General features: G+C 49.8%; 22 protein-coding genes. 13 read left to right on the top strand and 9 right to left on the bottom strand.

Annotated features, from left to right (window positions below; translation table 11 throughout):
* Position 1: 1 nt before the first annotated feature.
* Positions 2 to 865 (bottom strand): class I SAM-dependent methyltransferase, encoded by an 864-nt coding sequence (locus BFJ94_RS07960; RefSeq protein ID WP_120462180.1) that lies wholly within the window; start codon positions 863 to 865, stop codon positions 2 to 4.
* Positions 866 to 1,096: 231 nt separating this feature from the next.
* Here BFJ94_RS07960 and BFJ94_RS07955 point away from each other — a divergent pair, with 231 nt between their 5' ends.
* Complete coding sequence (locus tag BFJ94_RS07955) at positions 1,097 to 2,815, top strand: ABC transporter ATP-binding protein (protein WP_120462179.1); 1,719 nt, start codon at positions 1,097 to 1,099, stop codon at positions 2,813 to 2,815.
* Between the two features lie 8 nt (positions 2,816 to 2,823).
* On the opposite strand, the gene BFJ94_RS07950 is transcribed toward BFJ94_RS07955, so the two are convergent.
* Positions 2,824 to 3,654 carry a GNAT family N-acetyltransferase gene (locus BFJ94_RS07950; protein ID WP_120462178.1) on the bottom strand — a complete coding sequence of 277 codons (831 nt, stop codon included), beginning with the start codon at positions 3,652 to 3,654 and terminating at the stop codon, positions 2,824 to 2,826.
* A gap of 109 nt (positions 3,655 to 3,763) precedes the next feature.
* Here BFJ94_RS07950 and BFJ94_RS07945 point away from each other — a divergent pair, with 109 nt between their 5' ends.
* Positions 3,764 to 4,549 carry an ABC transporter ATP-binding protein gene (locus BFJ94_RS07945; RefSeq protein ID WP_120462177.1) on the top strand — a complete coding sequence of 262 codons (786 nt, stop codon included), beginning with the start codon at positions 3,764 to 3,766 and terminating at the stop codon, positions 4,547 to 4,549.
* A 129-nt stretch (positions 4,550 to 4,678) separates the two neighbouring features.
* Complete coding sequence (locus BFJ94_RS07940) at positions 4,679 to 5,518, top strand: prohibitin family protein (protein WP_120462176.1); 840 nt, start codon at positions 4,679 to 4,681, stop codon at positions 5,516 to 5,518.
* A 68-nt stretch (positions 5,519 to 5,586) separates the two neighbouring features.
* Here the strand turns inward: BFJ94_RS07940 and BFJ94_RS07935 are convergent, their stop codons facing one another.
* From BFJ94_RS07935 to BFJ94_RS07920, 4 genes are read right to left on the bottom strand one after another with little or no spacing between them, the layout of a single operon-like run.
* A complete protein-coding gene (locus tag BFJ94_RS07935; RefSeq protein WP_162944219.1) occupies positions 5,587 to 6,690 on the bottom strand; it encodes a GerAB/ArcD/ProY family transporter in 1,104 nt (367 codons plus the stop codon).
* A 1-nt stretch (position 6,691) separates the two neighbouring features.
* Positions 6,692 to 6,883, bottom strand: a complete 192-nt coding sequence (locus BFJ94_RS07930) for a hypothetical protein (RefSeq protein ID WP_120462174.1) — start codon at positions 6,881 to 6,883, stop codon at positions 6,692 to 6,694.
* A gap of 17 nt (positions 6,884 to 6,900) precedes the next feature.
* Positions 6,901 to 8,097: a Ger(x)C family spore germination protein gene (locus tag BFJ94_RS07925; RefSeq protein WP_120462173.1), complete on the bottom strand. Its 1,197-nt coding sequence runs from the start codon at positions 8,095 to 8,097 to the stop codon at positions 6,901 to 6,903.
* Positions 8,094 to 9,683 carry a spore germination protein gene (locus BFJ94_RS07920; RefSeq protein ID WP_120462172.1) on the bottom strand — a complete coding sequence of 530 codons (1,590 nt, stop codon included), beginning with the start codon at positions 9,681 to 9,683 and terminating at the stop codon, positions 8,094 to 8,096. Before BFJ94_RS07920 ends, BFJ94_RS07925 begins: the two co-directional genes overlap by 4 nt.
* A 228-nt stretch (positions 9,684 to 9,911) precedes the next feature.
* Between BFJ94_RS07920 and BFJ94_RS07915 the strand changes: the two genes are divergently transcribed.
* On the top strand, positions 9,912 to 10,955 hold the full coding sequence (locus BFJ94_RS07915) for an HD-GYP domain-containing protein (RefSeq protein ID WP_120462171.1): 1,044 nt from the start codon (positions 9,912 to 9,914) through the stop codon (positions 10,953 to 10,955).
* 47 nt (positions 10,956 to 11,002) lie between these two features.
* Here BFJ94_RS07915 and BFJ94_RS07910 read toward each other — a convergent pair whose 3' ends face one another.
* Positions 11,003 to 12,043: a flippase-like domain-containing protein gene (locus BFJ94_RS07910; protein ID WP_120462170.1), complete on the bottom strand. Its 1,041-nt coding sequence runs from the start codon at positions 12,041 to 12,043 to the stop codon at positions 11,003 to 11,005.
* Between the two features lie 254 nt (positions 12,044 to 12,297).
* Between BFJ94_RS07910 and BFJ94_RS07905 the strand changes: the two genes are divergently transcribed.
* Positions 12,298 to 12,924 carry a GNAT family N-acetyltransferase gene (locus BFJ94_RS07905; protein WP_229717152.1) on the top strand — a complete coding sequence of 209 codons (627 nt, stop codon included), beginning with the start codon at positions 12,298 to 12,300 and terminating at the stop codon, positions 12,922 to 12,924.
* A gap of 76 nt (positions 12,925 to 13,000) precedes the next feature.
* Here BFJ94_RS07905 and BFJ94_RS07900 read toward each other — a convergent pair whose 3' ends face one another.
* Together BFJ94_RS07900 and BFJ94_RS07895 are read right to left on the bottom strand one after the other, a co-directional pair.
* Positions 13,001 to 14,173 (bottom strand): MalY/PatB family protein, encoded by a 1,173-nt coding sequence (locus BFJ94_RS07900; RefSeq protein ID WP_120462169.1) that lies wholly within the window; start codon positions 14,171 to 14,173, stop codon positions 13,001 to 13,003.
* A 54-nt stretch (positions 14,174 to 14,227) separates the two neighbouring features.
* Positions 14,228 to 14,794: a beta-class carbonic anhydrase gene (locus BFJ94_RS07895; protein ID WP_120462168.1), complete on the bottom strand. Its 567-nt coding sequence runs from the start codon at positions 14,792 to 14,794 to the stop codon at positions 14,228 to 14,230.
* A 157-nt stretch (positions 14,795 to 14,951) separates the two neighbouring features.
* Between BFJ94_RS07895 and BFJ94_RS07890 the strand changes: the two genes are divergently transcribed.
* The 8 genes from BFJ94_RS07890 (at position 14,952) to BFJ94_RS07855 (ending at position 25,782) form a co-directional block, all read left to right on the top strand.
* Positions 14,952 to 16,469, top strand: coding sequence for a carboxypeptidase M32 (locus BFJ94_RS07890; protein WP_120462167.1), 1,518 nt, complete (start codon positions 14,952 to 14,954; stop codon positions 16,467 to 16,469).
* A 399-nt stretch (positions 16,470 to 16,868) separates the two neighbouring features.
* Entirely contained in the window at positions 16,869 to 18,473 is a 1,605-nt protein-coding gene (locus tag BFJ94_RS07885) for an amidohydrolase (protein WP_120462166.1), read from the top strand.
* Between the two features lie 79 nt (positions 18,474 to 18,552).
* Positions 18,553 to 19,554: an ABC transporter substrate-binding protein gene (locus BFJ94_RS07880; protein WP_120462165.1), complete on the top strand. Its 1,002-nt coding sequence runs from the start codon at positions 18,553 to 18,555 to the stop codon at positions 19,552 to 19,554.
* A gap of 33 nt (positions 19,555 to 19,587) precedes the next feature.
* On the top strand, positions 19,588 to 20,397 hold the full coding sequence (locus BFJ94_RS07875; RefSeq protein ID WP_120462164.1) for an ABC transporter ATP-binding protein: 810 nt from the start codon (positions 19,588 to 19,590) through the stop codon (positions 20,395 to 20,397).
* Entirely contained in the window at positions 20,369 to 21,205 is an 837-nt protein-coding gene (locus tag BFJ94_RS07870) for an ABC transporter permease (RefSeq protein WP_120462163.1), read from the top strand. The genes BFJ94_RS07875 and BFJ94_RS07870 overlap by 29 nt, the downstream gene beginning before the upstream one ends.
* A gap of 154 nt (positions 21,206 to 21,359) precedes the next feature.
* Positions 21,360 to 22,340: an aromatic acid exporter family protein gene (locus tag BFJ94_RS07865; protein ID WP_120465145.1), complete on the top strand. Its 981-nt coding sequence runs from the start codon at positions 21,360 to 21,362 to the stop codon at positions 22,338 to 22,340.
* A 256-nt stretch (positions 22,341 to 22,596) separates the two neighbouring features.
* Positions 22,597 to 23,139: an outer spore coat protein CotE gene (gene cotE / locus BFJ94_RS07860; RefSeq protein ID WP_120462162.1), complete on the top strand. Its 543-nt coding sequence runs from the start codon at positions 22,597 to 22,599 to the stop codon at positions 23,137 to 23,139.
* Between the two features lie 1,155 nt (positions 23,140 to 24,294).
* Complete coding sequence (locus tag BFJ94_RS07855; RefSeq protein ID WP_120462161.1) at positions 24,295 to 25,782, top strand: putative amidoligase domain-containing protein; 1,488 nt, start codon at positions 24,295 to 24,297, stop codon at positions 25,780 to 25,782.
* Positions 25,783 to 25,928 lie beyond the last annotated feature (146 nt).

Raw genomic sequence — 25,928 nt, 5'->3', positions numbered from 1 at the left:
CTTATTCCTCCCAGCGGCCGAGAATTCCGCAAGGCAGATTCATGCCTGATTTTGTGATCGGCAGACCGAGCTCGCCAGCGGAGATGCGTCCGCCGAACCGCTGTTTCACAGTCATACTCAATATATTGTTCAGCACGGTCGGAGAGATCCCGGTCGTATAAGAGTTGATCAGGAAGAACAGCGGTTTATCCGACAGTATCGAGAGACAGGATTCCACGAAGGGATACAGGCTCTGCTCCAGCTTCCACGTCTCCCCTGACGGTCCCCTGCCGTACGATGGGGGGTCCATAATGATCGCATCATAGCGGTTGCCGCGTCTTTGCTCGCGTTGCACGAACTTGAATACATCATCGGTAATGAATCGCACATGACGATCAGCGAGCCCGGATAGAGCTAAATTCTCCTTGGCCCATTGCACCATTCCTTTGGCCGCATCGACGTGTACGACGGAAGCCCCGGCCGAAGCGCAGGCGACCGAAGCGCCGCCGGTATAGGCGAATAGATTAAGCACGCTGATGGGCCGCTTGGCAACGGAGATCTTGTCCATCATCCAGCGCCAATTGGCCGCTTGCTCCGGGAACAGACCAGTATGCTTGAAATTGGTCGGTTTAATATAAAATTTAAGCTGATCGAAGGACACGGTCCAGCGCTCAGGAATCGGCTTCTTCATCTCCCAATTGCCACCGCCGGAGGAACTGCGGTGATAGTGTCCATGCACATCCCGCCATGATTTGTCTTCCTTCGCGATCGGCCAAATAATTTGCGGATCGGGACGGCGCAGAATCACATCTCCCCAACGCTCCAGCTTCTCTCCATTACCTGTATCGATAACTTCATAGTCATTCCATTCATTAGCTACATACATTTATCGTTTTCCTTCCTTCCAACAAAGGTAGTTCATTAGTGCCCCGGTGTTCAATTGCAGCGGGCAATCATCGGTAGTTATTGTACCTTATTTATCTGTCTCCATGCTACTGGTGGATGAATCTTGATTGACCATAAACAATTATAACTGACTTTGGCCCTGTGAAAAGCCCCGCAACTATGATAATCTTTACAGAAAACTGCTAAATGCCAGATGGGAGAGAACGCCGTAATGCTTCGAGATTTTTTTTCATACTATCGTCCTTATAGGAAGTTATTCCTGTTAGACTTCACCTGCGCAGTGGTCGCTGGGCTGCTGGAGCTGGGATTTCCGATTGCAGTTAACCAGTTCGTGGATAAGCTGCTTCCCGGCAAGGACTGGTCGTTGATCACGATGGCCTGTGCTGTGCTGCTCGGAATTTATATTTTGAATACGGTGTTGAATTATATTGTTACTTATTGGGGACATATGCTGGGGGTCAATATTGAGACAGATATGCGCAGGAATATGTTCAATCACCTGCAGAAGCTGAGCTTCAAATTTTACGACAATCGTAAGACCGGGCATCTGATGTCGCGTTTGTCGAATGATCTGGACAATATCGGAGAGGTGGCTCACCATGGGCCGGAGGATGTGTTTATCGCGGGCATGACCTTATTGGGCTCATTTTTGCTGATGCTGTCGATCCATTGGAAACTAGCTGTACTGACTTTCCTGGTGGTTCCGATCCTGGTCTGGGCTGCCCTACATTTCAATCGGCAAATGACGACGACCTACCGCGGGCTATTCGGAGCACTTGCAGATTTCAACTCCCGGGTGGAAGAGAATATCGGCGGGATTCGCGTCGTACAAGCCTTCGCCAATGAGGAGCATGAGAAGAAGCTGTTCGCTGAGAATAATGGGCGGTATCGCCTGACGAAGCTGCGTGCATACAAAATTATGGCCGGGAGCTTATCTGTGAACTATATGCTGATGCGGCTCGTCTCCTTGTTCGTGATGATCTGCGGTACTTGGTTTGTGATTCGCGGGGAGCTCACTTATGGGGAATTCATCGGCTTCCTGCTGCTGGCGAATGTATTCGTGCGGCCGATTGAGAAGATCAACGCGATTATCGAGAGTTATCCGAAGGGCATCGCCGGGTTCAAACGCTATATGGAGATCATGAATACGGAGCCGGATATAGCGGATCGAGAGAACGCGGTGGATGCCGGGCAATTGCAGGGGGATATCGCTTTTCAAAATGTGAGCTTCGGTTACGATGACAAGGACAGCGTATTGCAAAATATTAATCTGGAGATTCACGCAGGCGAGACCATCGCCTTTGTGGGACCTTCCGGGGCTGGTAAAACGACGCTTTGCAGCTTGCTGCCACGCTTCTATGAAGTGGATGAGGGCAGGATCACGGTCGATGGTCGAGATATTCGCGATGTGACTTTATCTTCATTGCGCCGAAATATTGGGATCGTGCAGCAGGATGTCTATTTGTTCTCGGGCAGTATCCGTGAGAATATCGCTTACGGTAAATTAGGGGCTAGCGATGAAGAGATTTGGACGGCGGCGCGCCGGGCTCAGCTTGAAGATTTCATCGAGTCGCAGCCCGAGGGAATGGATACGGTGATTGGCGAACGGGGAGTCAAGCTGTCCGGCGGCCAGAAGCAACGCTTGGCCATCGCCCGGATGTTCCTGAAGAACCCGCCGATTCTGATTCTGGATGAAGCGACTTCGGCTCTGGATACAGAGACGGAGCTGGCGATCCAGCAATCCCTAGCCGAATTGTCAGAGGGAAGAACGACGCTCGTAATCGCACACCGTCTGGCTACGATCAAGAATGCGGATCGTATTGTCGTCGTGACGGAGGAGGGTATATCGGAGCAGGGTCGCCATCAGGAACTGGTGGCTGCCGGCGGCCATTACAGCCGCCTGCACCAAGCACAATTCGGGGCTATTTAACGTCCTCTTTAAACTTCATAAGTATAGTAATCCTGTGCACTGCGCGTTTCAAACCCGGCTGTCGTATAGAGCTTCATGGCAGCCGGGTTCTCTATGGCCACATCCAGCCATATGCTTCGTCCCGCAGCCTGCTCGCGGTCGATCACCTGCTTCAAAACGGCGCTGCCAATGCCCCCACCTCTATGGTCTGAGCGGGTAACAAATCCGTAAATCCAGCTCCGGTCTTCGATCCGAGATAAGCGAATTTTGCCTACGTCGGTCCCATTAACGACGACCACTTCATTCTCAGCTAGCTCCGCCGGGCTTAATCGCGTATATTCCTGCAGAGTTTCCTGATAATCACATTGGAATCCATCGGCATCAAGTCTGCTTAAGAATGCCGTGTCCTCCGAGACGGCGGGGCGCAGCGACACATCCTGTCGGGCAGTGCCGAGTCTGTTCTCAGCCGCGACATACTGCATTTGATATTCAGAGAAGGAATAGCGGCAGTTAACCGTGCCGAGGAAGGCCTTTCCTGTTGTCGAGGCAGCGGGTGTATTCAGCAGAATCATCCGGTATCTCGCGATTTCTTGTTTGTTCAGGCCCTCCTTCAGCAGTTTCGCAAAAACCCCCTGCCTTCTGAAATCAGGATGCACCATGCCGCAAATCTCCAGATTGCCTCCGATGATATATTTGCCCAGAAAAGCGATGAGTCGCCCATCGCGATATTCCGCCAGATGAAGGCTATTTTCTTCCTCCGGGTTAAGCAGCATGTCCCAGTTCAGCTTCAGATAGATATGATCTTGCTGTTCACAGCAGGTCTGGAGCTCTTTTAAATCGTCAAAATTCAGTGGGTTCATATGTATCTACCCTCCTTAGCTAGTCATCTATTATCGGCTGTTGACAAAATTACAGCGTCAGAGTAGCTTGGGTTTATTATACAAAAATCGGGAGAAGGTAGGTAGAGCTATGGGGAAAAATCAGGTGATCGAGATGAAGGGCGTCAGTTGGAGACGCGATGGAAAAACAGTGCTGCAGCAAATCGATTGGACTGTACGTGAGGGCGAGCACTGGGCATTGTTCGGCTTGAACGGCTCAGGCAAGACGACGCTGCTCAATTTGCTCTGTGGCTACATATGGCCGACCACGGGACAGATCAGCGTTCTTGGACAGAGATTCGGCGAGGTTGATCTAAGAGAGCTGCGCAAATCGATCGGCTGGGTCAGCTCTTCGCTGCAAGAGCGGCTGCATGGCAGTGAGAAGGCGCAAAATCTGGTCGTCAGCGGTAAATTCGCTTCCATCGGTCTCTATGACAAGCCGACGGAGGCCGACTTTGAACGGGCGGCTGCCCTTATGGAGCAACTGCGTTGTGGACATTTACTGGACCGCACCTATCAGACTTGCTCCCAAGGCGAGAAGCAGAAGCTGTTGATCGCCAGAGCATTGATGGCGGCACCACGTTTGCTTATTCTCGATGAGGCTGCGAACGGGCTAGATTTTATTTCCAAGGAAGGCCTGCTGGACAGCATTAGCGAGCTGGCGGGGCAGCCGGATGCGCCGACCATGATCTATGTGACGCATCATACAGAGGAAATCTTGCCGATGTTCTCCCATTCTTTGTTGATCCGGCGCGGCGAGGTATTTACTCAGGGCCAGACGAGAGAAGTTCTGGATAGTGAGAGACTGTCCGACTTTTTCGAGATGCCAGTGGATTTGAACTGGAATCAGGGGCGCGCCTGGTTGTCGCGGAAATAAGCTTCCTGCAACACAAAGTATCGCTCTATTGTAAACTTTGCTACCTTTTCCAGGACGCAGCGTACTATAAGTAGGGCCGGTTAACCTGGTCGGAGGAGTAGCAAGATTTAATTAGACGGAGGGATGCAGATGGAGGCGGGAGCGAATCCTGGATCGAAGAAGACAGTCAAGCTGCGCGGGGTAACAGGTCTGATTATCATTGTCATCGTTGCAGGTATTTTGGGGATGGCTAGTTTTACGCAGATAGAATACGGTCATGTGGGGCTCTACAAGACATTTGGCAAGTTGAATAGTGAAGTGCTATCTCCGGGAATCCACTTTAAGATTCCGTTTGTACAGTCGGTCATCCAAGTGAATACGCAGGTAACCAAGGCGGAGACGGATACGACAGCCTCATCAAAGGATCTGCAGCCTGTATCCACTCATGTTGCCGTGAACTATTCAGTCAATAAAGAGTCAGCTTATAATTTGATGAACAATATCGGCGGATCTTTCGATTCGATCATTATCAATCCGGCAGTACAGGAGATCGTCAAGGAAGTGACGGCGAGGTATCAAGCGGAAGATTTGATAGCGAGAAGGGATGTCGTCGCTGGAGAGATTAGCGAACTGCTGACGGCGCGCCTTGCTAAATACGATCTGATCGTCAATGAGATTAATATCGTGGATTTTAAATTTTCCGACGCCTTCAACCAGTCGATTGAAGCGAAGCAGGTTGCTCAGCAGCAGGCGCTGAAGGCAAGCAATGATCTGAAGCGGATCGAGATTGAGGCGAAGCAGAAGATCGCCCAGGCTCAAGCCGAGGCCGAGTCGCTCAAGCTGAAGAAGCAGGAAGTTACATCGGAGCTGATCCAGTTGAAGCAGATCGAGGTTCAGGAGAAGGCACTGGAGAAATGGGACGGCAAGCTTCCGACGGTAACGGGAGGAGCGACACCATTTATCGATGTTCAGTCCCTGACTAATCCATAAAAACTAAGTTCAATTCAACTATTCCCTATAAAATGCGCTCAAGTCGCTCCGCTTTCGGAGCGACTTGTTCAGGTTCGCTGCTCTTTATGCTTGTGGGTGAGGTTGCGGATAAAAAGGCCGATCCAGTATATGATCGGAATTACAATCTCACAAACGATCAGAAGCCCAGGCAGTTTGCCGGAGACGAGTTCATTCAACTCGACTTGCGTCCGGACCAGAATGATGGATAGCATCGTCGTGAAGGCGGTCACGGGTAGCGCGAATGGACGGTGATCCATCACCTTGACAAGCTGTGCGAGGCCAATCGCTGACATGAATAGGGTGAAGCATATTTTTACGAACAGGCTCGTTAGCCATAGGATGATCAGGATCGGGTCCCCTGTCTGCAGGAATGATCCGGTCTGAATGAAGGCGATCAGCTCCAGATCAGGGTAAGACATATTGCTGGTAACCTCAGGTCCGAAGGAGGTTAAGACCAGGAATAGATGGGTCAAATTAATAAAAACAGCAAATAGGACAGCTCCCAGGAGCGACCGGTAAGATTTGTCCGGGGTTTTCAAGTAAGGCCTCAGCAGGAATAGGAAGGCGATCTCCCCGAACATGGCCAGATTCAGATATAGTCCGTCCCCGAAATGCTTCATATCCAGATGGGTAAAAAAAGCTGGGATCATGGCTGCATTCACTTCGCTGGAAGCGAAAATCGGAATCAACAGATAGGCCAGAGCACTGAGCAGGAATATTCCCTGGGACGCTCTGAAAATGGTCGAGATTCCTGAATAGACCGCATAAGCGACGGTCAGGCTGAACAACAGTAGAACGGCCCAGGACGGGGTGCCGATCAAATATTCCGTCAGCAGAAAATCAGACATCTGCCGTAAGGTGGTTGCGCCCAGCACAAGATTTACAATGACGATCATCAGCATACAGATGATATGCAGCCACTTACCAACGAGCTCATGCCCATACACAATGATGAATTGATCAGGTTTTGCCTTGGTCACCTTCAGGGCAGGGTAGATCAATATCCAGGCCAGAATCGGTCCTATGAGCGAGGCGAGCAGGGAGGAGTATTTACTATTTGAGGCTAGCGGGTTTATAAGGAAGGCTGTGAATGTCGTATACATAGACAAGCTGTACAGCGTGAAAACCTGCAATGCAGTAATTTTTCTCATGTCACAGCACTCCTTCCAACATTTGAAATACATTAAATTGATCCTTAAAAGCGTACAGCAGCTCACTCAAGATAAGGAATGTGATCGTGATTGACAGAACGATGAACCTTTTCTTAAGATCCGCTTGCTGCTTCCGTTGTTCGAACCAGTTAAAGATAATAATCACGGTGAAGATTAACCCGATCCAGACCATAATCTTTCCTCCGAAGCTTAATAATTCCTGATTTGCTGTGTGGATTGGTAGAAGGTTCCTGTACGATTAATGGTGATATCTACGTCGATATCAATAGGAAGTTTCTTAGCATAGTATTCACCCCATTGATCCTGCAGTTTTTCCCATATTTTCGGGTATCTCCAATCCAAATAGTCACTGAGCCGGAATACATCGCATTTTGCCTGCTTGGTAGTTTCAAAAGTTTGGCGTATCAGCCCTTCCAAATCCTTGTTCAATGTATTTTGGAGCTCTTCGACTGCCCTGGTATCCTTGACATCGAGATCGGAATCGGAAGAGAACAGATAGGCATTTCCTGTACTTTTGAGCTCGAAGGCGATTTTGTTATTTTTGATCGTAGGCTTAATCTTGGTGCGAATATTATTGATTTTAATAGTAACCTCCCGTTGATCAGTCGGCGATTTGATCGATGAGATGGCGGAATCAATTTGTGAAGTGATCCATAGAGCGCCTCTGAGCTCTTCATTGGTCAGATGCCGATCGCTGATCATCTTGCCGTTGGACATCATGACGGCGCCTTCTGAACTGATCCAGTAATCCCTGCCTGGAGTGGTTACCTCGATTTCTTCCAGCTTTCTGAAGCCAATCTGCGGGAGAAGAATAGCAGAGGTTCTGGGATTGGACATCAGGAAGTTCTTCACTGTCGCATTAATGGTCAGCTTATCATCGATGAACTTGGTGAGTACCGTCGAGACGAAGCGCTCCGATACCGTCGGAGTCATTCGGATATCCTTGACGTCCTGCTCAGTCACGAACAGGTTGGCGCTAATATGGAAATTCGGTTGGCGGCTGATCAGATCAATGACAGGACTTATGCCCTGCGAGGCGAGGCGTCGGCCAATGACCACGACCCGAGTTTGGCCAAAGAAGATATCCCTGGTGGCATCCAATTGAATATCCCGTAGAATTTCCCCTATTTTCTTGCCTTTTCTGGATATGAAAGTGAACGGCTCTCCCACGCCACTGTTGGATCCGCCCGTCTGACTTGGAATCATCCGGTTAGGGAGAGGGAACCCAAGTGCGACTTCCAGATATCCATCCTCCAGCAAATCGACGGTCATAATCGTTGGGAAGGCCCGATTATTCAATTCTGTAGCCGACCAGCATCCGCTCAGTACGAGGAGGGGGAGTATCGTGAGAATTGTAGTGCATAGACATGCTAGCGATTTCTTCATTCATTTTCCCCCTTTGGCCGGACCCATCCCCGCGCATTCCTCGCCACCCTGTGCCGATTATTAGATGTCAATGGAGAACGGGTACGCATCATAGTCCATGGCAGCCGTATCACTGTATCTACCAGATCATCCTTCACCAGCGGAGTGAATGGAGACAAGTAGGGCACGCCGAATGATTTCAAATTGACCAGATGGATATAGAGAAAAATTAATCCGCAGGCGATTCCATAAAGTCCGAACATCGAGGCCAGGATCATAACCGGGAAGCGCAGTATTCTGATGGCAATCCCGAGATCATAGTGCGGCATAATGAACGAAGCGATTCCGGTCAAGGATACGATAATGACCATCGCGGCGGAGATAATGCCGGCCTGCACAGCGGCAGTGCCGATGATCAACGCTCCAATAATCGATACCGCCTGACCGATCGATTTCGGAATCCGGATCGATGCTTCCCGTAGCGCTTCGAAGGCGATCTCCATAATAAATGCCTCATAGATCACCGGGAACGGAACGATTTCCCGTGAGGAGGCGATTGTGATGAGCAGCGGATAGGGGATCATCTGCGGATGGAATGTCGTGATCGCAATGTATAGTGATGGCAGCAGCAAGGAAATCAGCAAGAAGATATAGCGGGTGATCCGGATCCAGGAAGCGGCGATAAACCACATACTATAATCATCCGGCGCCTGCATCAGCATCGTCAGTGTAACCGGAGCCAGCAGACAGACTGGAGTCCCATTAAGCAGAATAGCCACCCTTCCTTCCTGCAGGGAGGCGATTAATGTATCCGGTCTTTCCGTATATTCAACCTGAGGGAATGGCGAATACGGATTGTCTTTGATGAACTCTTCGATATAGTAGGAGTTTACGATTCCATCGATTTGTATATAGGATAATCTGCGCTTTAGCTCGGCGATCAGTTCTGGCTTGCATACCCCTTCGATGTAGCTGATAACGACCGGGGTTTGCGTTTTTCTGCCTACTACGATGCTTTCTGTCTTTAATGCCGGCGTCTTCAAATGGCGGCGTAATATCGTTAAATTGGTCGGCAGGTCCTCGATGAAAGATTCCCTGGAGCCGCGAATAATCGATTCATTCGGTGTCTCTTCGATCGAGCGGGTCGCATAAGAGGCCACCTCAAAATTGATCATGCGTCTATCGCCATCGATAATGAGCGAAGCGCAGGAGCTTAAGATGTGGGTTAGGCATTCATTCAAATCAACTGTGATCGTATAGTTCGAGACGGAGAGTGATTTACGCTCAAAGAGAGTTTTATATATATCTTCAGTTTCCGAAGCTACCGTTAACAAATCCTGCAATATGAAGTGCTGAAGTGAATTCTGATCTATCATTCCATTGAAGTAAATCAATGCGCAGCTCTGCCCGGATGGCAAGGTGAATTCCCGGAAAATAATATCTGAACAATTGCTGAATTGTTTCTTGAACCAATTAAGGCGTGGCTTGAGATCGCTAACGTCTGTTTCCAGCACAGGCCACTCGGTGTTTGGGGGGTGTCCGGTTTCTTTTGCCGATACTTTTTTATTCTTATCCTGCATCCGCTTCTTGCGTCCCCATGGCGACATAGACAACTTCTCCTTCCCATCCAAAATTATGTAATGGTACCTATAAGGTTTGCGATGAGAGGGGGTTTTATGCAAATGAATCTTTAGAACTATTAAGATACGGCTATTATTATTCGATATTAATATTGCAGTAGTACATTTAGTATCGGGAGTCTGTTACATACATCTTACGTATAGATCTTAACGTCTAGGAAGGCCTATAAATTTGTCGAGAGGAGGCTGATATGAATGAAAATGCATATTACGGATCTAAAAGATGGAGACCGGTTGAAATCCGACATATTCAATCGCGCCGGGCTTCACGTATTGCCGAAAGGTACAAGCATACATAAAGAGGAAATCGCTCTTCTGTACAGACAGAGCATCGATTATATCGATATCGAGCCTCGGGTGGATTCTTCAGCGCTATTTGGTCTGGATCGCAGTGGATTCTCCAGCCGATTACAGGAAAACTTTGATATGACGGTGCAAGGATATCAGTCGATATTCCTAGAGGCACTGACGACCGGGAAGTTCAATCAGGCGATGGTGGATAACAAGCTGCAGCCTATGCTGGAGGTCATCGATGAGAAGAAGGATGTAGTATCCTTGTTGATCTATTTTGGACAGGAAGATGTTAATATTTATAATCACTCCCTGCAGGTAGGACTACTGTCTTATTACATCGCTTCATGGCTCGGCTACACCAAGGAAGAATGCATGACGATCAGTAAAGCAGGTTATTTGCATGATATAGGGAAATGTCAGGTTCCCCAGGAAATTCGCAACAGCACGCATCCACTGTCCGCTGAGGAGAAGGCGGAGCTAAGGAAGCATACGAAGTACGGTTACGATATCATCCGCGAGTCGATGTCCGATGAGCCGATCGCTCTAGTAGCTCTGCAGCATCATGAGCGGGAGAACGGCTCCGGTCACCCGGATGGATTGCATAAGGAACAGATTCATCCCTATGCGCAAATTGTAGCGGTGGCGAATGCATATGTTGATATGACCGCGCCGGATAGTGAGGGCAATAAGCCAGCACTGCTGACTGTGCTCCGCAAGGTATATGAGCTTGGCTTCGGCGTGTTGAATGAGCGGGCTGTTCAGGCTCTGACGCGCAACCTGCTGCCTAGCTTTATCGGCAAGAAGGTACGGCTTAGTGACGACCAGCTGGCGACGATTGTCTGGACGAATCCATCGGATATTTTCCGGCCATTAGTGCAATCGGAACAGAAATTTTATGACCTTTCTACAGAACGGAATATCCAGATTGTTGATGTATTTATGTAATCAGCTAACAAGGCCGCTCACGGACTCCTCCGCGCAGCGGCCTTGTTTTATTTTCCAAGTAGTTGCTCCTCATGTTCCTCTTTAGACTCCTTGCAGCATGCGACTGCCGGACGCTTCTTACGATCGAATAACCATTCGATGGCGACCATGATAAGGCCGATCAACCACGGTAGAATATAATACAGAATTCTGAACAGGATCAGCACGACCGCGCTCTTCTCCGGCGACTGACCCAGCAACTGCAATCCCAGCAAGGCGATCAGATCGAAGCCTCCGATTCCGCTAGGCATCATACTAATCATGCCGGCGATCGCAGCAACGATGTAGATCCCGAAGATGGCCGGGAAGGACAGGCTGGGAAAGAAGGCCACACAGATGAACCAGAAGGTCAGGCCTGCGAACAGCCACTCCATCAAGGACACAGTAATCACTGAACAGATTGTGCTCCATTTCATGTATCCCCGATTGCGATTGAACCACTTGGAGAATAGCGTCGTCCGTTGCAGGAGCACGAATAAGGGCAGGTATAATGCAGAGCCCCAGACCGCGTATATCAGCCAACGATGAACTTCAATGATTTGCCCGGCCGGAAAAACACCGAAGATGTTGAACCAGGCGAGCAATGATAACCCGGTGAAGGGTATGGTTGAGATGAAGCCGACGGCGGCTGCGATCATAGGGAACGAGGTTCCGCAGCTGCGGAGCAGCGCTGTGCGGATTCCGGCTCCGGTCAGACCGGCGAAACCGAGCAAATTGCTGGAAGTATTCGCGACCCAGCCGTATCTGAAGGTCTGCCAACGGGTCAGCGGAAGCTGGAAGTGACGTCGGATCAACAGGTCATACAAAGTCATAATAGAGACAGCAGCGAGCGAGAAGCAAAATAGAAATAATAGTGTTTCTATGTGAATATGCCGCAGATAATAGAAGGTTTTGTTCCAATTAATCACATTGAATTCCTTCTGTCCCTCCCAATACACGAGACCGATAATTACGATCGGGGGAATAAACCGCAGCAATTTTATACGGTATAGCGTGGATAACCATTTCTTAAGCTGTAATTTACCAATAATCGTTCGGATGCGTTGCATAATTGAATAGGCTCCCTTGTTACTTCAAGTAACTATATTATGGTGTGTCGTGAAAGAAGATGTCAAACGATGGCGTCATAGCATCGATAATTTGCAGGGATATATACTCATTTTCGGCATAAGCTGAATCGTTGTATACGTACTTAGAGGAGAAAATATGGGGAAGACTGAATACTTTCAAGAAGTGCTATAATAGTCTCATAGCGGCTGTAAAATTGACATGACACTAATGAGGTGGAACTATTTGTAGTACGTTGCTTAGAGTAGGTAGGCAGGATATTCCTAAAGCAGCTGAGGTGATGGCGCAGGCCTTTGCCCAGGATGATCCGCTCTATCAGTATATTTTGCCTGATGAGACGACAAGGCATCAGGTTTTGAGTATTTTCTTCAATCATTATATTGAGATGTTGTATCCTTATTCCGACGTGGTAGCCACTTCGGAGCAATATGAGGCGGTGGCTCTCGTATTTCATTCGGAGCTTGAGCCAGGAACATTTCGTTCGAGAATGAAATATAGAAGACGGATCGCTGTCGCTGTCTGTAAATCCGTGCCGATTTGCCGTTATATCGGAGCTCGCGGATTTATACGCGGCTTGTCCATTCTTCATAAGATGGACTCATCCTGGTTATCCATGCTGGGCAAGCGAAAGTATCTCCATATGGATATGCTGGCGGTACAGCGTCAGTATCAGGGTCAGGGTTATGCTTCCAGGATAATCAGGCCGTTATTGGAGAAATGCCATAAGGAAGAAGTCATCTGTTCGCTGGAGACGCAGACGATAGGGAATTTACCGTTATATGAGCATTATGATTATCATGTGGTGAAGGTGATCTCGCTGCCGGGCAGCTCATTGAAGCAGTATTGCATGCTGCACTCCTGAGTGAGGCCTCTCCGATGAAGAGTCGATATCATGTAGTAAAATAACGCAGGGGACCCAATTCGGGTCCCCTGGAATATTAAATACGGTCAATGGCAGCTTTGAATTGATCCAATGCTTGGCTGAGCAGAGCGCGCGGACAAGCGAGGTTCACGCGCAGGAAGCCGCTTCCTTGCTCGCCATAGAGCGAGCCTTCGTTGAAGGCGATCCTGGCTTCACGGTACATCAACTGCTTTATGGCAGTAGAGCTAAGGCCGAGTTCACGGCAGTCCACCCATAGCAGGTAGGTGCCCTCGGAAATGATCGGACGGAGCATCGGAAGCTGTTCATGGATGAACGAAACCGCGTAGTTCATATTGCCACGTACATAGTCCAATAGTGCTTCGAGCCAATCCTCGCTCTCGTTATAGGCTGCAATTGTAGCAGGCGGGCCGAAGAAGCTGACCCCGCCTACGGCGATGGTCTGGATGCGCTCATCGAACAGCCGCTTGATCTCCGGGTTGGAGATGCAGGTGAATGAAGAGTTAAGCCCAGGCATATTAAAAGTCTTGGACGGAGCCAGGCAACTGACGGTCAGCTTTGCGATCGAGTCGGATAATGAAGCGAGAGGAACATGCTTCTTATCAGCCAGCACCAGGTCACAGTGGATTTCATCGCTGATGATCTTCACATCATACTGTTCACAGAGCTGGCCCAGCTTCTCCAGTTCGTCGCGATCCCAGACACGGCCGCCGGGATTATGCGGGCTGCACAGCAGCATTAACTTGGCGCCTTCACGCATCAGACTCTCTAGATGCTCATAATCCATTTCATAGCGCCCGTCACGGAGTCGTAGAGGATTCTCGGCGATGCGCCGGTCGTTCCGGCGGATGACATCGTAGAAGGGATTATATACTGGAGATTGCACGATCACTGGATCGCCCGGCTCTGATAGAACTTGGATGGCGATGCTGAGCGCGGGGACGACCCCAGGCGTATCCGTCAGCCACTCAGGCTGGATTTTCCAATTGTGGCGTCTTTCGAACCAGCTGGTAATGGCGGCTAAGTATTCTTCAGTTCTGATCGTATAGCCATACATCCCTAATTCAGCACGCTGCTTAACGGTCTCAATAACGGCAGGCGGACAGCGGAAATCCATATCGGCTACCCATAGTGGTAGAACATCCGGATCACCGAACAGGCTTTCGTTCTGATCCCATTTGAGAGAGAGCGTTCCTTTTCGTGGATACAATTCGTCAAAATGATAAGTCATAGCTTGCTATCTTCCTTTCTATGCTCATGCGGTAAATTTGCTTGCAAACGAAAGCTAGGCTTGTTCATATCCGTTAACAATCACTTCCAGCTCTCCGGTCATCGAATCGATCAGCATGCCATGTACGGGAACATTGGCGGGGAGGAGAGGGTGGTTCTTGACGATACCGACCGTATGGATGATGCCTTCCTTCTCATTGGTAACTCCGCGCAGCCATTTGTTCAACCTGATCCCGGAATGCTCCAGGGTGCTAAGCACTTCGTCCGAAATGCCGCGTTCCTGCATCGTTTCGATAACTCTATCCGAGTTTATAGCAGCCATCCCGCATCCGGTGTGTCCGACGATGAACACTTCCTCCGCTTTCAGCTCATAGATAGCTACGATAAGACTACGCATAACGCTTCCGAAAGGTTGTGAGATCAGGGCTCCGGCATTTTTGATAATTTTGGCATCGCCATTCCTTAGATTCATCGCTTTGGGTAGAAGCTCTACCAATCTTGTATCCATACAGGTGACGATCGCCAGCTTCTTATCGGGGTATTTATCAGTAATATAAGCTTCATAATCTTTGTTCGCCACAAAATGGCGGTTATGCTCCAATATCGTCTCTACACGGTTCATAGTGAACCTCCTTTCAAATTCAGCGGTTCTGGGATCTGTAAGCAGGAGATTAATAATTATATTTGAGAAAAACTCCAACTCGTCTTAAAATTTAATTATACGTATCTGAAAAAGTATCAGCAAGAGAATGACCCAAATAAAATTAGAGGTGAATGGGATGAATCAAAAAACAACGGAAGTATGGGAGCAGTTCAAGGAACTTCTGCGTAAAGTAGAAAGCTACGGGGAGGCTGTGGCGTTACTGCATTGGGATCTTCGTACCGGAGCACCGAAGAATGGCGCCGAAGCGCGCGCCGCTACGATCGGGGCACTGGCGACAGAGCAGTTCAAGCTGCAGATCTCTGAAGAGATGGGCGGATACTTATCCTATCTGAACCAGTCGGAGGTGCTGGCTGAGCTGGATGAGACGGGCAGACGCTTGGTGGGCAATGTGCAGGAGGAATATGACCGCAGTGTGAAGATTCCGCCGCAGAAATTCCAGGAGTATACGGAGCTTGTCTCTCATGCGGAGACTCTGTGGACTGATTTCAAGAAAACCAGCGATTATGCTGGCTTCGAACCGTACTTAACCAAGATTGTAGAGAAGACGCAGGAATTCATCGATTATTGGGGGCCGCGGGCTACCCGCTACGACACGCTATTACATATGTATGAACCTGATCTGACCGCGGAGAAGCTGGATGAAGTGTTTGGACGGCTGCGCGATCGGCTTGTTCCGCTGGTACAGCAAATTGCGGAAGCCAAGGACAGACCAGATACGGCCTTCCTGGACAATCAATTTGATATTGCGAAGCAGCATCAATTCAGCCTGGCCATGCTGAGAGAGATGGGATATGACTTCGACGGCGGCCGGGTCGATGAGACCGAGCATCCGTTCGAGACGACGATCAATCCGGGGGATGTGCGGATTACGACGCATTATTACGAGGATGATCTGACGAGCGCTTTATTCAGCGCGTTGCATGAGGGCGGTCACGCTCTCTATGAACAGAATGTGGACCCTAAGCTGAATGGTACTCCACTCAGCGCGGGTACTTCGATGGGAATTCATGAGTCCCAGTCCCGTTTCTGGGAGAATATTATCGGCCGCAGCCACGAGTTCTGGAATCGTTACTATGAGGAGCTGCAGCAATATTTCCCTGAACAATTGAAGGGGATCTCTGTCGATCAATTCTACCGGGCTATTAACCGGGTGGAGAGCTCGCTCATCCGGATTGAAGCCGATGAATTGACTTATAACCTTCATATCATCATCCGTTATGAAATTGAGAAAATGCTCTTTAACGAGGGCCTGGCGGTCAGTGAGCTACCGAAGGTGTGGAACGAGAAATATCAATCCTATCTCGGGGTTACTCCGTCCAACGACGGCGAGGGTGTGCTGCAGGATGTGCACTGGGCTGGCGGCAGCTTCGGCTACTTCCCTTCCTATGCGCTCGGGAATATGTATGCAGCGCAGTTCGCCCATACGATCCGCAAGGAGCTGCCTGAGTTCGACAGCCTGATCGCTGCTGGCAACCTGAAGCCGATCAAGGAATGGCTCACGGACAAAATATACCGTCACGGCAAGTCGCTGAAGCCTGCGGAAATCATTAAGCAAGTCACTGGTGAGGATCTGAATCCTGACTATCTGGCCGATTATTTGGAGAAGAAATACAAGGCAGTTTATCATCTGTAACACATGCGATTCAGACAATTGTACGCATATATGCATAATTAAATCTTAATAAGAAGCCCGTCCTTGGTAAATGGCAGTGCTAACGCAACCATTCCAGACGGGCTTCTTGTAGTATTGGCAGTATATTGGACGGATCAGTGAGTGCGAGTGTGGAATTGTCGGTTGGGCTGGTTGGATTCGGCGGCGGTATCTGAGCTAGAGCTGTAATTCCAGAAAAGCCTGCACATTTGCAGGAATTTCCTAAGCACAGGTGACTTTGAGAGTGAAAACCTACATATTTGCAGGAATTCTCAGATACTGAGTTGGTGCGGGCAATCGTCCGTCACAAGGATTAGCACGGGAAGACATCGCAGATTCGTAGATTTAAATGTTACTGGCTGGCAAGAAAGGAGGAGTTATATGGGGACGCTGTGGATGGGCGGTACAATTTATACGATGAAGGAGGAGCTTCATACCGTGGAGGCGGTATATACGGCGGACGGAGTCATACTCGGTGCGGGCTGCATGAGTGAATTGAGGCGGCAGTATGAGGGACAGATCGTACGGATAGAGGATCTGCAAGGCGGTGTGATGTTTCCGGGCTTTGTGGACAGTCATATGCATTTAATCGGGCATGGTGAAACCTTTCTCAGGCTGCAGTTAAATGATTGCCGGAGCAGGGAAGAGGTGCTGGAGAGAGTGAGGGCACAGACTGCATTACTGCCGCAAGGCATGTGGATCATCGGTGAAGGATGGAACGAGAATGAGTGGTCGGATTCGGGATTGCCGGAGCGGGAACTGCTTGATCAGGTCGCCCCGGAACATCCGGTTCTACTGTGGAGAGTATGTAGACATATGCTTGCCGTCAATTCGGCTGCACTCGATGCAGCTGGAATGGATGAGCATCCCCTTATACCTGAAGGCGGTGTCCTGGGACGAAGCGCAAGCGGGAAATTGAATGGCATCCTTAAGGAGCAGGCCCAACAGCTGGTCCTTGCAGCCATACCGGGGGCGACAGATGAATATTTGGCTACGGCGCTTGAAGCCGCGATTGAAGATTGTTGGTCCAAAGGCTTAACAGGCTGTCATACGGAGGATTTGAGCTATTACGGTAGCTGCGCTCGGACGATAAGGGCATTTCATCAGGTGCTCCATGCACGACAGAGGCCTTTCCGAGCTCATTTGCTCGTCCATCATTTGGCCTTGGATGAATGGCTGATGGAACATAAGGGACAGGCCAGCGAATCTCCGCTGCTTGAATTTGGCGCGATGAAGCTGTTTGTCGATGGTGCGCTTGGCGGGAGAACCGCCCTGCTCAGCAGGCTTTATGCAGATGATCCAACGACCCGGGGCGTTGCGGTCCATACGGATGAGGAACTGGAGCAGCTAGTGATTAGGGCGAGAAAGTGGGGTCTGGCCGTCGCTTTTCATGCGATCGGAGATGAGGCCGCTGTCAAGATGCTCAGACTGCTTAAGAAGTATCCTTGTCCTGAAGGCAAGAGGGACAGGCTGATTCATGGGCAAATCCTACGGCCTGAGCTGATTGAGCAAATGAGCGATATACCTATAATCACCGACATACAGCCTAGCTTCGTGACCTCGGATTTCCCTTGGGTCATGCAGCGGATCGGCGATCCCGAGGGACTGCTGCTGTATGCCTGGCATACTCTTGCAGCAAGGGGCATTGCATGTGCTGGCGGTTCGGATGCGCCGATCGAGAGGGTATCTCCACTTTTGGGCATACATGCGGCCGTCACGCGAACGCAGCCTGGCCAGACCGCCGTATATGGGGAGAAGGAGAAGCTTACGATGTATGAAGCGATCTCATTGTATACGAAGGGCAGTGCGTATGCGGCCTGTCATGAAGGGAAGCGCGGTTTGATTGAAGCAGGCCATGCGGCGGATTTTACGATTCTGCGGCAGGACCCTTTTTATGGTGAGACGGATATGCTACTGGAGGATCTTGTCCAAATGACTGTGGTGAACGACCAGGTCGTTTATCGGCAGAGCCGTTCTGATCGATAGTGCTTAACCATTTGCCTAACTGACGCATACACTTTAATTAGAAGCCTAATTATTGGTTATTGCGAAAGAGGTGAAAGGCATGTTCAAACGCCATTTGATGATGTTGATCGCACTGCTGCTGCTCTTTACATGGGGCTTGTCGGGGTGCGCTGGGGGAGCATCGAAGGTGAAGATCGGTGAAGTTACGCGCTCGGTATTCTACGCGCCGCAGTATGTCGCGCTGGAGAAGGGCTTCTTCAAGGAAGAAGGCCTGGACGTGGAATTACAGACGACAGCGGGCGGGGATAAGACGATGACAGCGCTGTTGTCAGGAGCGATCGATGTGGCCCTGGTCGGTGCGGAGACATCTATCTATGTATATCAGCAAGGAGCCGATGATCCGGTGATTAACTTCGCGCAATTGACCCAGACGGACGGTACCTTCCTCGTAGCCAGGGAAGAACCGGGGGAGTTCAATTGGTCGGAGCTGAAGGGGAGCGAGTTCCTCGGTCAGCGTAAAGGCGGAATGCCGCAGATGGCCGGTGAATTTACGCTGAAGAAGAACGGTATCGATCCTCATGCTGATCTGGAGCTGATTCAGAATATCGAGTTTGCCAATATCGCCGCTGCGTTCTCATCAGGAACGGGTCAATATGTGCAATTATTCGAGCCGCAAGCCTCGATATTTGAACGGGAAGGCAGGGGCCATGTTGTCGCTTCATTTGGAACCGAGAGTGGACAGCTGCCCTATACCGTGTTTATGACGAAGCAGAGCTATATGAAGAAGCATAAGGATATGATCCAGAAGTTCACCAATGCCATTTATAAGGCCCAGGTCTGGGTCGGAGCCCATACTCCCGAGGAGACAGCGGAAGTGATCGCTCCTTACTTCAAGGATACGGATATGGATATTCTCATCAGCTCTGTGAAGCGCTATCTTGAGCAAGGGACTTATGCAAAGACACCAGCTCTGCAAGAGGACGCCTGGAACAACTTGCTGGATGTGATGGATAGTGCCGGAGAGCTGAAGCAGCGGGTCGAGATAGGCAGTGTAGTGAACAATGAATTTGCGGAATCTGCTGTACAGGCCAGTAGCAAGTAATTATCTTATCCGGACGAAAAGGGAGTGTGAGCAGTGGTTCCTGTCGTAGAACTGAGGGATTTAGATCATTTATATTTAACGGATCGGGAAGCGATACTTGCACTCAAGGGGCTGAATTTAGCCGTCGATGCCGGTGAATTCATCAGCCTGGTTGGCCCTAGCGGTTGCGGCAAGACCACGCTTCTATCACTGATTGCCGGACTATTGTCCCCGTCCAGGGGGCAGGTGCTGCTGCATGGGAAGCCGATTACAGGACCGACGCCAGAGATCGGCTATATGCTGCAGCAGGATTATTTGTTTCCTTGGCGGACTATATTGAGCAATGCCCAGCTTGGCCTGGAGCTGACAGGGCGGCTTAATGAGGAGAGCAGTCTGATGGTGCAGGACTTGCTGGATGGGATGGGACTTGGAAATACGACAAATCAGTATCCGCATCAGCTGTCTGGAGGGATGCGACAGCGGGTTGCGCTCGTCAGGACGCTTGCTACAGATCCGGATTTACTGCTGCTCGATGAGCCCTTCTCGGCGCTGGATTACCAGACGAAGCTGCAGCTTGAGGATCTGGTCGTCGATACGCTGCGGCAGCGGGGCAAGACCGGAATCCTGGTGACTCATGATTTGTCCGAGGCGATCGCCGTAAGCGATCGGGTCATCGTGCTGGCTGCGAAGCCGGGCAGGATCAGGAGCACCTATATGATTCCGGATAATATCCGGCAGATGCAGCCGTTCTACGCCCGAGAAGAGGAAGGCTTCAACGAGTTGTTTCAGGAAATCTGGCGTGATCTGGAGACGCTGGAGGAGAGGGGGCTGAAGAATGTCTCTCACGCAAACTCTGAAGGTTAAGCATGAGGAGCAAGACTGGATCAAGCAGCAATGGCTTGGGCATCGCCGGCTTAAGACCAAGCGCAAGCGTCTTGTGCTGGCTACTCAATTATCAATACTGCTAGTTTTGATCGGGCTATGGGAGCTGGCTGGACGGTTGAAATGGATCGACGTCCTTATTTTTAGTTATCCCTCCAAGGTTGCCAAGCAAATCGTCAAGGATGCTCTGTCAGGAGAACTGTGGCCGCATTTAGGAATTACGGTGGCGGAGACAGCGGTCGGCTTCTTGCTCGGCACGTTAATAGGAACGGCGCTGGCAGTAGTGATCTGGTGGTCGCCTTTCCTGTCGAGGGTACTGGACCCCTATATGGTCGTGTTCAACAGCATGCCGAAGGTAGCCCTCGGCCCGATCTTCATCGTCATGTTCGGAGCGGGCTATACTGCGATTGTCATCACTACGTTGTCGATTACCGTGATCGTCACGACCCTTGTCGTCTATAACAGTTTCAATGAGGTAGATCAAAACTTGATCAAGGTCATCCGCACATTTGGCGGCTCGCGGCGAGAAGTATTTACGAAGGCGATCCTGCCGGCTTCTTTTCCCACCATTGTATCCACGTTGAAGGTGAATGTGGGCATGGCCTGGGTAGGGGTGATCGTCGGTGAGTTCCTGGTGGCCAAGATCGGACTTGGCTATTTGATCGTCTATGGATTTCAGGTCTTTAATTTCACGCTGGTTCTATCCAGTCTGGTCATCATTGCTATCGTGGCGACAGCGATGTATCAGTTGGTCGTATATATTGAACGTAAACTGGTCAGGGAGCGGTAAGCTCCTTTTTTTATGGCCATTTTTGGCTCGCGGTCTGTAAAATAAGGAGGGTGATGGAATGAAATTTGAAATGTGGGTTATTTTTGTGTAAATATTGAAATGTTACCTTAAGAGGTATATCACGCATTTATAGACTGTCATGAAGGGTGATTCGATGGGATTCAGAGTTATTAAAACAGCTATTGCCACACTGCTAGCTATTATTGTATCTGATGCGCTAGGTATAGAAGGAGCTCTATCTGCAGGGTTGCTTGCGATTTTGGGAGTTGATGTGACACGTAAGCGCAGTATTTCCAGCGTATCCTCACGGTTCTTCGCTTCTTTGCTGGGCCTGATTATGGCATTTATTATTTTCTATATATTAGGCTTCCATATCTGGGTGCTGGCGGTTTATATCCTGATCGCCTTTCCGATTATTGCCCGGGCTAAATTCAAAGAGGGCATTGTCACGAGCTCTGTCGTCGTATTCCGTGTGTTCGGTGGCGAAGAGATCAGTCTGCAAGTTATGGCCACCCAGATCGAACTGCTTATCATCGGTCTTGGCTCGGCTATGCTAGTAAATTTACTGTATATGCCGAAGGAAGAGGATAAACTGCTGCAAATACGCCGTAAAGTGGACGGGCTGTTCTCGGTTATTTTCAAGCATATCGCTGAATCGCTGCGTGACCCGGAGCATCTGTGGGATGGGAGTGAGTTAATTGAGGCAGGCAAGCTGGTCGATGAGGGGCTGACTTCCGCTAATCGGGCACTGGAGAATCAGTTGATCTCGCCCAATGAGGCCTGGAACGTCTATTTCTATATGCGTAAGCAGCAGTTAGAGCGGATTGAGGGGATGCTGGAGCTTGTCTCGCTAGTCTTTGAACGTATTCCGCAGGGGGAGGCCATGGCGGCATTGTTCGATCGCCTCAGTGTCGATGTCAGTCGGGAGTTCTATACAGGCCAGACGGAGAAAATGCTGCATCAGCTTGAACAGCAGTTCAAAGCGATGAATCTGCCTTCCACGCGAGAGGAATTCGAACTGCGCGCCCATCTTCTCCAGCTATGCCATGAGCTGAGCTTCTATCTGGAAGTCGCCAGAAAGGACAAAGCGCGCCAGGCACAGAAAGCTTCGGCACAGGATACAGGTGATTTATAGTAACTCATCCGTTATATGAAACCGAACAAATCCCGCGGGAATAGATTTTCCCGGGGATTTTTTAATGCGTCTTTAATTTGAGACAAATATTTTGAGTTATCATTACATATATATTTTTTAAGGATAGCTTTTAAGGATCGCTATTGGACTATGCTTGACTTATGGGCATTCACATAATTATTTATGCTCACATATTCAACATTTGCCTATGTCCCGCATACACATGTATTGAATGATGTATGGAGGAGGTTCTAACATGTCATTGAACTATCAAAGTAGAGAGATTATAACGAAAGCGATCTGCGGAAAAGGTCGTAAGTTCTCTACCGTAACACATACCGTGACTCCGCCTCATAAGCCGTCTAGCATACTGGGGGCCTGGATTATCAACCACCAGTATGAAGCGGTAGCAGCCGGCGACGGAATTGAAGTTATTGGTACTTACGATATCAACATCTGGTACTCCTATGATAAAAATTCGCAGACCGAGGTTGCCAAAGAAACGGTGTCTTACGTAGAGAATGTTCCACTGAACTATCTGGATTCCAGACATCGCCCGTCAACGGTCGAGGTTACTGCGGAGGCAACGCAGGAGCCAAGCACTGTTGAAGCGAGCGTGACTGGTGACGGTCGGGTATCGATTCGTGTGGAACGTGAATTCGCCGTAGAACTCGTAGCAGAGACGAAACTGAATATTCTTGTCGTACCTGGCAATGTGGAAGACAAAGAATATGATTTCGGATCTGACTCCGAGGATTACGAGGATTTAGATCCAGACCTCCTCGACGACGAACTTTAAGGGACTGCTTCAAAAAGCGAGCCACCACACCTTATCACTAGCCCCGGCTGAGTTCAGGATTCGCTGATGAGTAGGCTTGAGCACCAGTAGGCCCCTCGGCCGACGAATTCAAGATTCGCAGTCGAATGGTCTGTCAGATATTCCATCGTGCTCAAAGGCGAACTTTTTGAACTTCCTCACTTCGATGCATGTTCAAAAAGATGGGCTTTCAGCACCAAGAAGGTTGGATGAAACTAGGGACGGAGGGAGCGGAGCGTACGTTTTGAGTACGTGAGCACCCGTAGGCCCGGTTGAATTCAAGATTCGCAGTCGAATGGTCTGTCAGATATTCCATCGTGCTCAAAGGCGAACTTTTTGAACTTCCTCTTCAGGAGATGTAGCAAGTTAGGTGTTGGATTATAGTCTACTATATGCGGCAGGGGCGTCGTCGTCGAGGGCGGCTGCCCTCTTTTTGTTTTTATTTTGCTGCACTTTTGCCGGGGATGCCCGATAACTGCAAAAATACACTTATTTCCGGAAAATGGTCTCCAAATCAGAAAATAACTGCGAAAATACAACTATCTGCCCATTTAAGCCTCAATGGAGTTCAATGGAGAGGAGATCCGTCTGAATAGTTGCACAAAAGCACTTATATCCCCGATGGAGGGCGAAAGGAGCCAAAATAGTTGCATATAAGCACTTATAGCCACTGCAGATTGTTGCGTATTACCTGTAAAGCCTTCGTTCAGCACAAAAGTTTCCATAGTAACCGTTATTTTAGTAAATATATGACCTTTACCTTGAGAACCGCCCCGCGCGAGAGTAAGTTTCCAGCGTGAAGATACGAAAAGCTGCAATATTTGAGACGGTTGACTTTCTAACGAAACACCATATCGCTATTTACTCCAAACCAAACGGCAAAAAATTTTTAACGGTACACCATATCGTTATTCAGAGGAAAACATGGCTTAGGAACTCCATTTTGCTCAAATAGCAATACCCCGTTTCATTAGAGTTGGGATCAGCACTTTTTGGTGCAAATAGCGATGCTCAGTTTCGTTAGAGTGTGGATTAGCTCTTGTTGGCGCAAGTAGCGATACTACGGTTCGTCACAATGGGGAGCGATGTAACAGATGTAACAGTGGTCATTTTAGCCGAGTGGGAGGGGATCGGAGGATGAGTCAAAGTTCAGGTTCAAGTCCAGATTCAGGTCCAAATCTTGAGAAAAGTCAGGTGCTGCGAATCTTTGTGCCCACCGGTGTGATTGCACAACTATTGTACAATCAGCTGAGGCTCACGGCTGTGCCGTATCGTGTTCTGCAAGCCCCGGCTGCCAATAATGTGCGTACCAACCGGAGCGACCAAGAGGCGACGCTGATCGGGATTGTGTATGGATTACCTGAGGCGTTGTTGGCGGAAAAGGTGACGGAATATCACATTAACGATGGACTGGAGCGATATCTCAAGCTGACACCAACCGAGTGTGAGCAGCGTTTAACTACGGCTGGTTTGTTAGCTTCCCTCTCGCCTTCCAGACAGGCCAGACATCGGGTATACAAGCGGCGCTTCAAGGTCAGTGTGTTCCATCTCCGCGCTCTACGTGCTATTCCGCTAGGGCAATCGGGAATCATCAGCTCACCGGGCGTTGAACCGGAACAGGGGACTCCGTTATGGAGACGGCTGGGGAAGGCGGCGATCCGGGCCCTGTACGCCTTGGGGCTCGATATGGGGGAAGTGATCATAGCTGCAGGCGAAGAAGGGATGTATACCATCGAGGGGGTTTCACCGACCCCGGATTTTAGCGATAGAGCCACCGCTGAACTGTATGCCATGGCTATGGCTGAGCAGCTAGATGAACTGGTGCAATTTCCGGGGGAGAGAAGCGAAGCGGTAATCGGCATGGACCCGGAATTTTTGCTGTTTAATCGTCATACCGGCAAAGTCGTACCGGCCTCGCGCTTTCTGAGCCATCATGGAGAGGCGGGCTGTGATGTGCTGCGCTACCAGGGCCGCAGGCTGATGCCACTTGCGGAGCTACGGCCTGCCCCGGGCCGGAACCCGGATGAGATTGTTCGCCACTTATTACATGCCTTTCGTACGGCAGATAGCCACATCCATGACCGCGAACTGCTCTGGCAGGCGGGCGGGATGCCGCAGCGTGGATTTCCGTTAGGAGGGCATCTGCATTTTAGCGGTGTTCCGCTGACGAGCGAGCTGCTTCGCATCCTCGACAACTACTTGGCGCTTCCAGTATTTATGCTGGAGGACAGCAGCAGCTTCCGCCGCAGGCCACGCTACGGATTTCTGGGAGACTTCCGCCTCAAAAGCTATGGCGGCTTCGAATACCGCACCTTACCGAGCTTCCTCATCTCCCCGCTAGTGACCAAAGGAGTGGTGGCTCTAGCCATGCTTATTGCGGAAGAACCCGCATGCTTTAAACGCAGGCCACTGCAGCGGGAGGAGATCTACCATGCTTTTTATAAGGGTCAGCCCGAGCTCATCCGGCCATCCCTCCCTCCACTACTCTCGGATATTAGGCAGGCTAAGGCCTATGGATACTATGAGAAATATTTAGCCCCATTCCTAACCGCGATTGAATCGGGGAATACTTGGGATGAATCCGCGGATATTCGCAGGCCCTGGAAAATACGAAACTACTCGTAAGCCTCCATCCCTTTCTGGTATAATAGACTTCTAGTGCGAATTCAAAAAGTCTGGTTTTCGATACCCAATTATGCTTCCCAATAAGTGTGAGGAGCGTCAACCTTCAAACGCCAGCGTTGCATGAAACGGTGGATCAAGAACGGAGC

The sequence above is a fragment of the Paenibacillus aceti genome, assembly GCF_003614185.1.
GTDB classification, from domain to species: Bacteria; Bacillota; Bacilli; order Paenibacillales; family Paenibacillaceae; genus Fontibacillus; species Fontibacillus aceti.
Note: the sequence above shows the minus strand (reverse complement) of the source record. Positions and strands in the feature narration are given on the sequence as shown.

What these genes read in the sequence shown, in the direction of transcription:
- cotE (WP_120462162.1), top strand. Translation starts at nt 22,597, where the DNA reads ATGTCATTGAACTATCAAAGTAGAGAGATTATAACGAAAGCGATCTGC.
- BFJ94_RS07885 (WP_120462166.1), top strand. Translation starts at nt 16,869, where the DNA reads ATGGGGACGCTGTGGATGGGCGGTACAATTTATACGATGAAGGAGGAG.
- BFJ94_RS07915 (WP_120462171.1), top strand. Translation starts at nt 9,912, where the DNA reads ATGAAAATGCATATTACGGATCTAAAAGATGGAGACCGGTTGAAATCC.
- BFJ94_RS07930 (WP_120462174.1), bottom strand. Translation starts at nt 6,883, where the DNA reads ATGGTCTGGATCGGGTTAATCTTCACCGTGATTATTATCTTTAACTGG.
- BFJ94_RS07890 (WP_120462167.1), top strand. Translation starts at nt 14,952, where the DNA reads ATGAATCAAAAAACAACGGAAGTATGGGAGCAGTTCAAGGAACTTCTG.
- BFJ94_RS07880 (WP_120462165.1), top strand. Translation starts at nt 18,553, where the DNA reads ATGTTCAAACGCCATTTGATGATGTTGATCGCACTGCTGCTGCTCTTT.
- BFJ94_RS07925 (WP_120462173.1), bottom strand. Translation starts at nt 8,097, where the DNA reads ATGAAGAAATCGCTAGCATGTCTATGCACTACAATTCTCACGATACTC.
- BFJ94_RS07940 (WP_120462176.1), top strand. Translation starts at nt 4,679, where the DNA reads ATGGAGGCGGGAGCGAATCCTGGATCGAAGAAGACAGTCAAGCTGCGC.
- BFJ94_RS07895 (WP_120462168.1), bottom strand. Translation starts at nt 14,794, where the DNA reads ATGAACCGTGTAGAGACGATATTGGAGCATAACCGCCATTTTGTGGCG.
- BFJ94_RS07955 (WP_120462179.1), top strand. Translation starts at nt 1,097, where the DNA reads ATGCTTCGAGATTTTTTTTCATACTATCGTCCTTATAGGAAGTTATTC.
- BFJ94_RS07950 (WP_120462178.1), bottom strand. Translation starts at nt 3,654, where the DNA reads ATGAACCCACTGAATTTTGACGATTTAAAAGAGCTCCAGACCTGCTGT.
- BFJ94_RS07945 (WP_120462177.1), top strand. Translation starts at nt 3,764, where the DNA reads ATGGGGAAAAATCAGGTGATCGAGATGAAGGGCGTCAGTTGGAGACGC.
- BFJ94_RS07855 (WP_120462161.1), top strand. Translation starts at nt 24,295, where the DNA reads ATGAGTCAAAGTTCAGGTTCAAGTCCAGATTCAGGTCCAAATCTTGAG.
- BFJ94_RS07920 (WP_120462172.1), bottom strand. Translation starts at nt 9,683, where the DNA reads ATGTCGCCATGGGGACGCAAGAAGCGGATGCAGGATAAGAATAAAAAA.
- BFJ94_RS07910 (WP_120462170.1), bottom strand. Translation starts at nt 12,043, where the DNA reads ATGCAACGCATCCGAACGATTATTGGTAAATTACAGCTTAAGAAATGG.
- BFJ94_RS07960 (WP_120462180.1), bottom strand. Translation starts at nt 865, where the DNA reads ATGTATGTAGCTAATGAATGGAATGACTATGAAGTTATCGATACAGGT.
- BFJ94_RS07900 (WP_120462169.1), bottom strand. Translation starts at nt 14,173, where the DNA reads ATGACTTATCATTTTGACGAATTGTATCCACGAAAAGGAACGCTCTCT.
- BFJ94_RS07865 (WP_120465145.1), top strand. Translation starts at nt 21,360, where the DNA reads ATGGGATTCAGAGTTATTAAAACAGCTATTGCCACACTGCTAGCTATT.
- BFJ94_RS07870 (WP_120462163.1), top strand. Translation starts at nt 20,369, where the DNA reads ATGTCTCTCACGCAAACTCTGAAGGTTAAGCATGAGGAGCAAGACTGG.
- BFJ94_RS07935 (WP_162944219.1), bottom strand. Translation starts at nt 6,690, where the DNA reads ATGAGAAAAATTACTGCATTGCAGGTTTTCACGCTGTACAGCTTGTCT.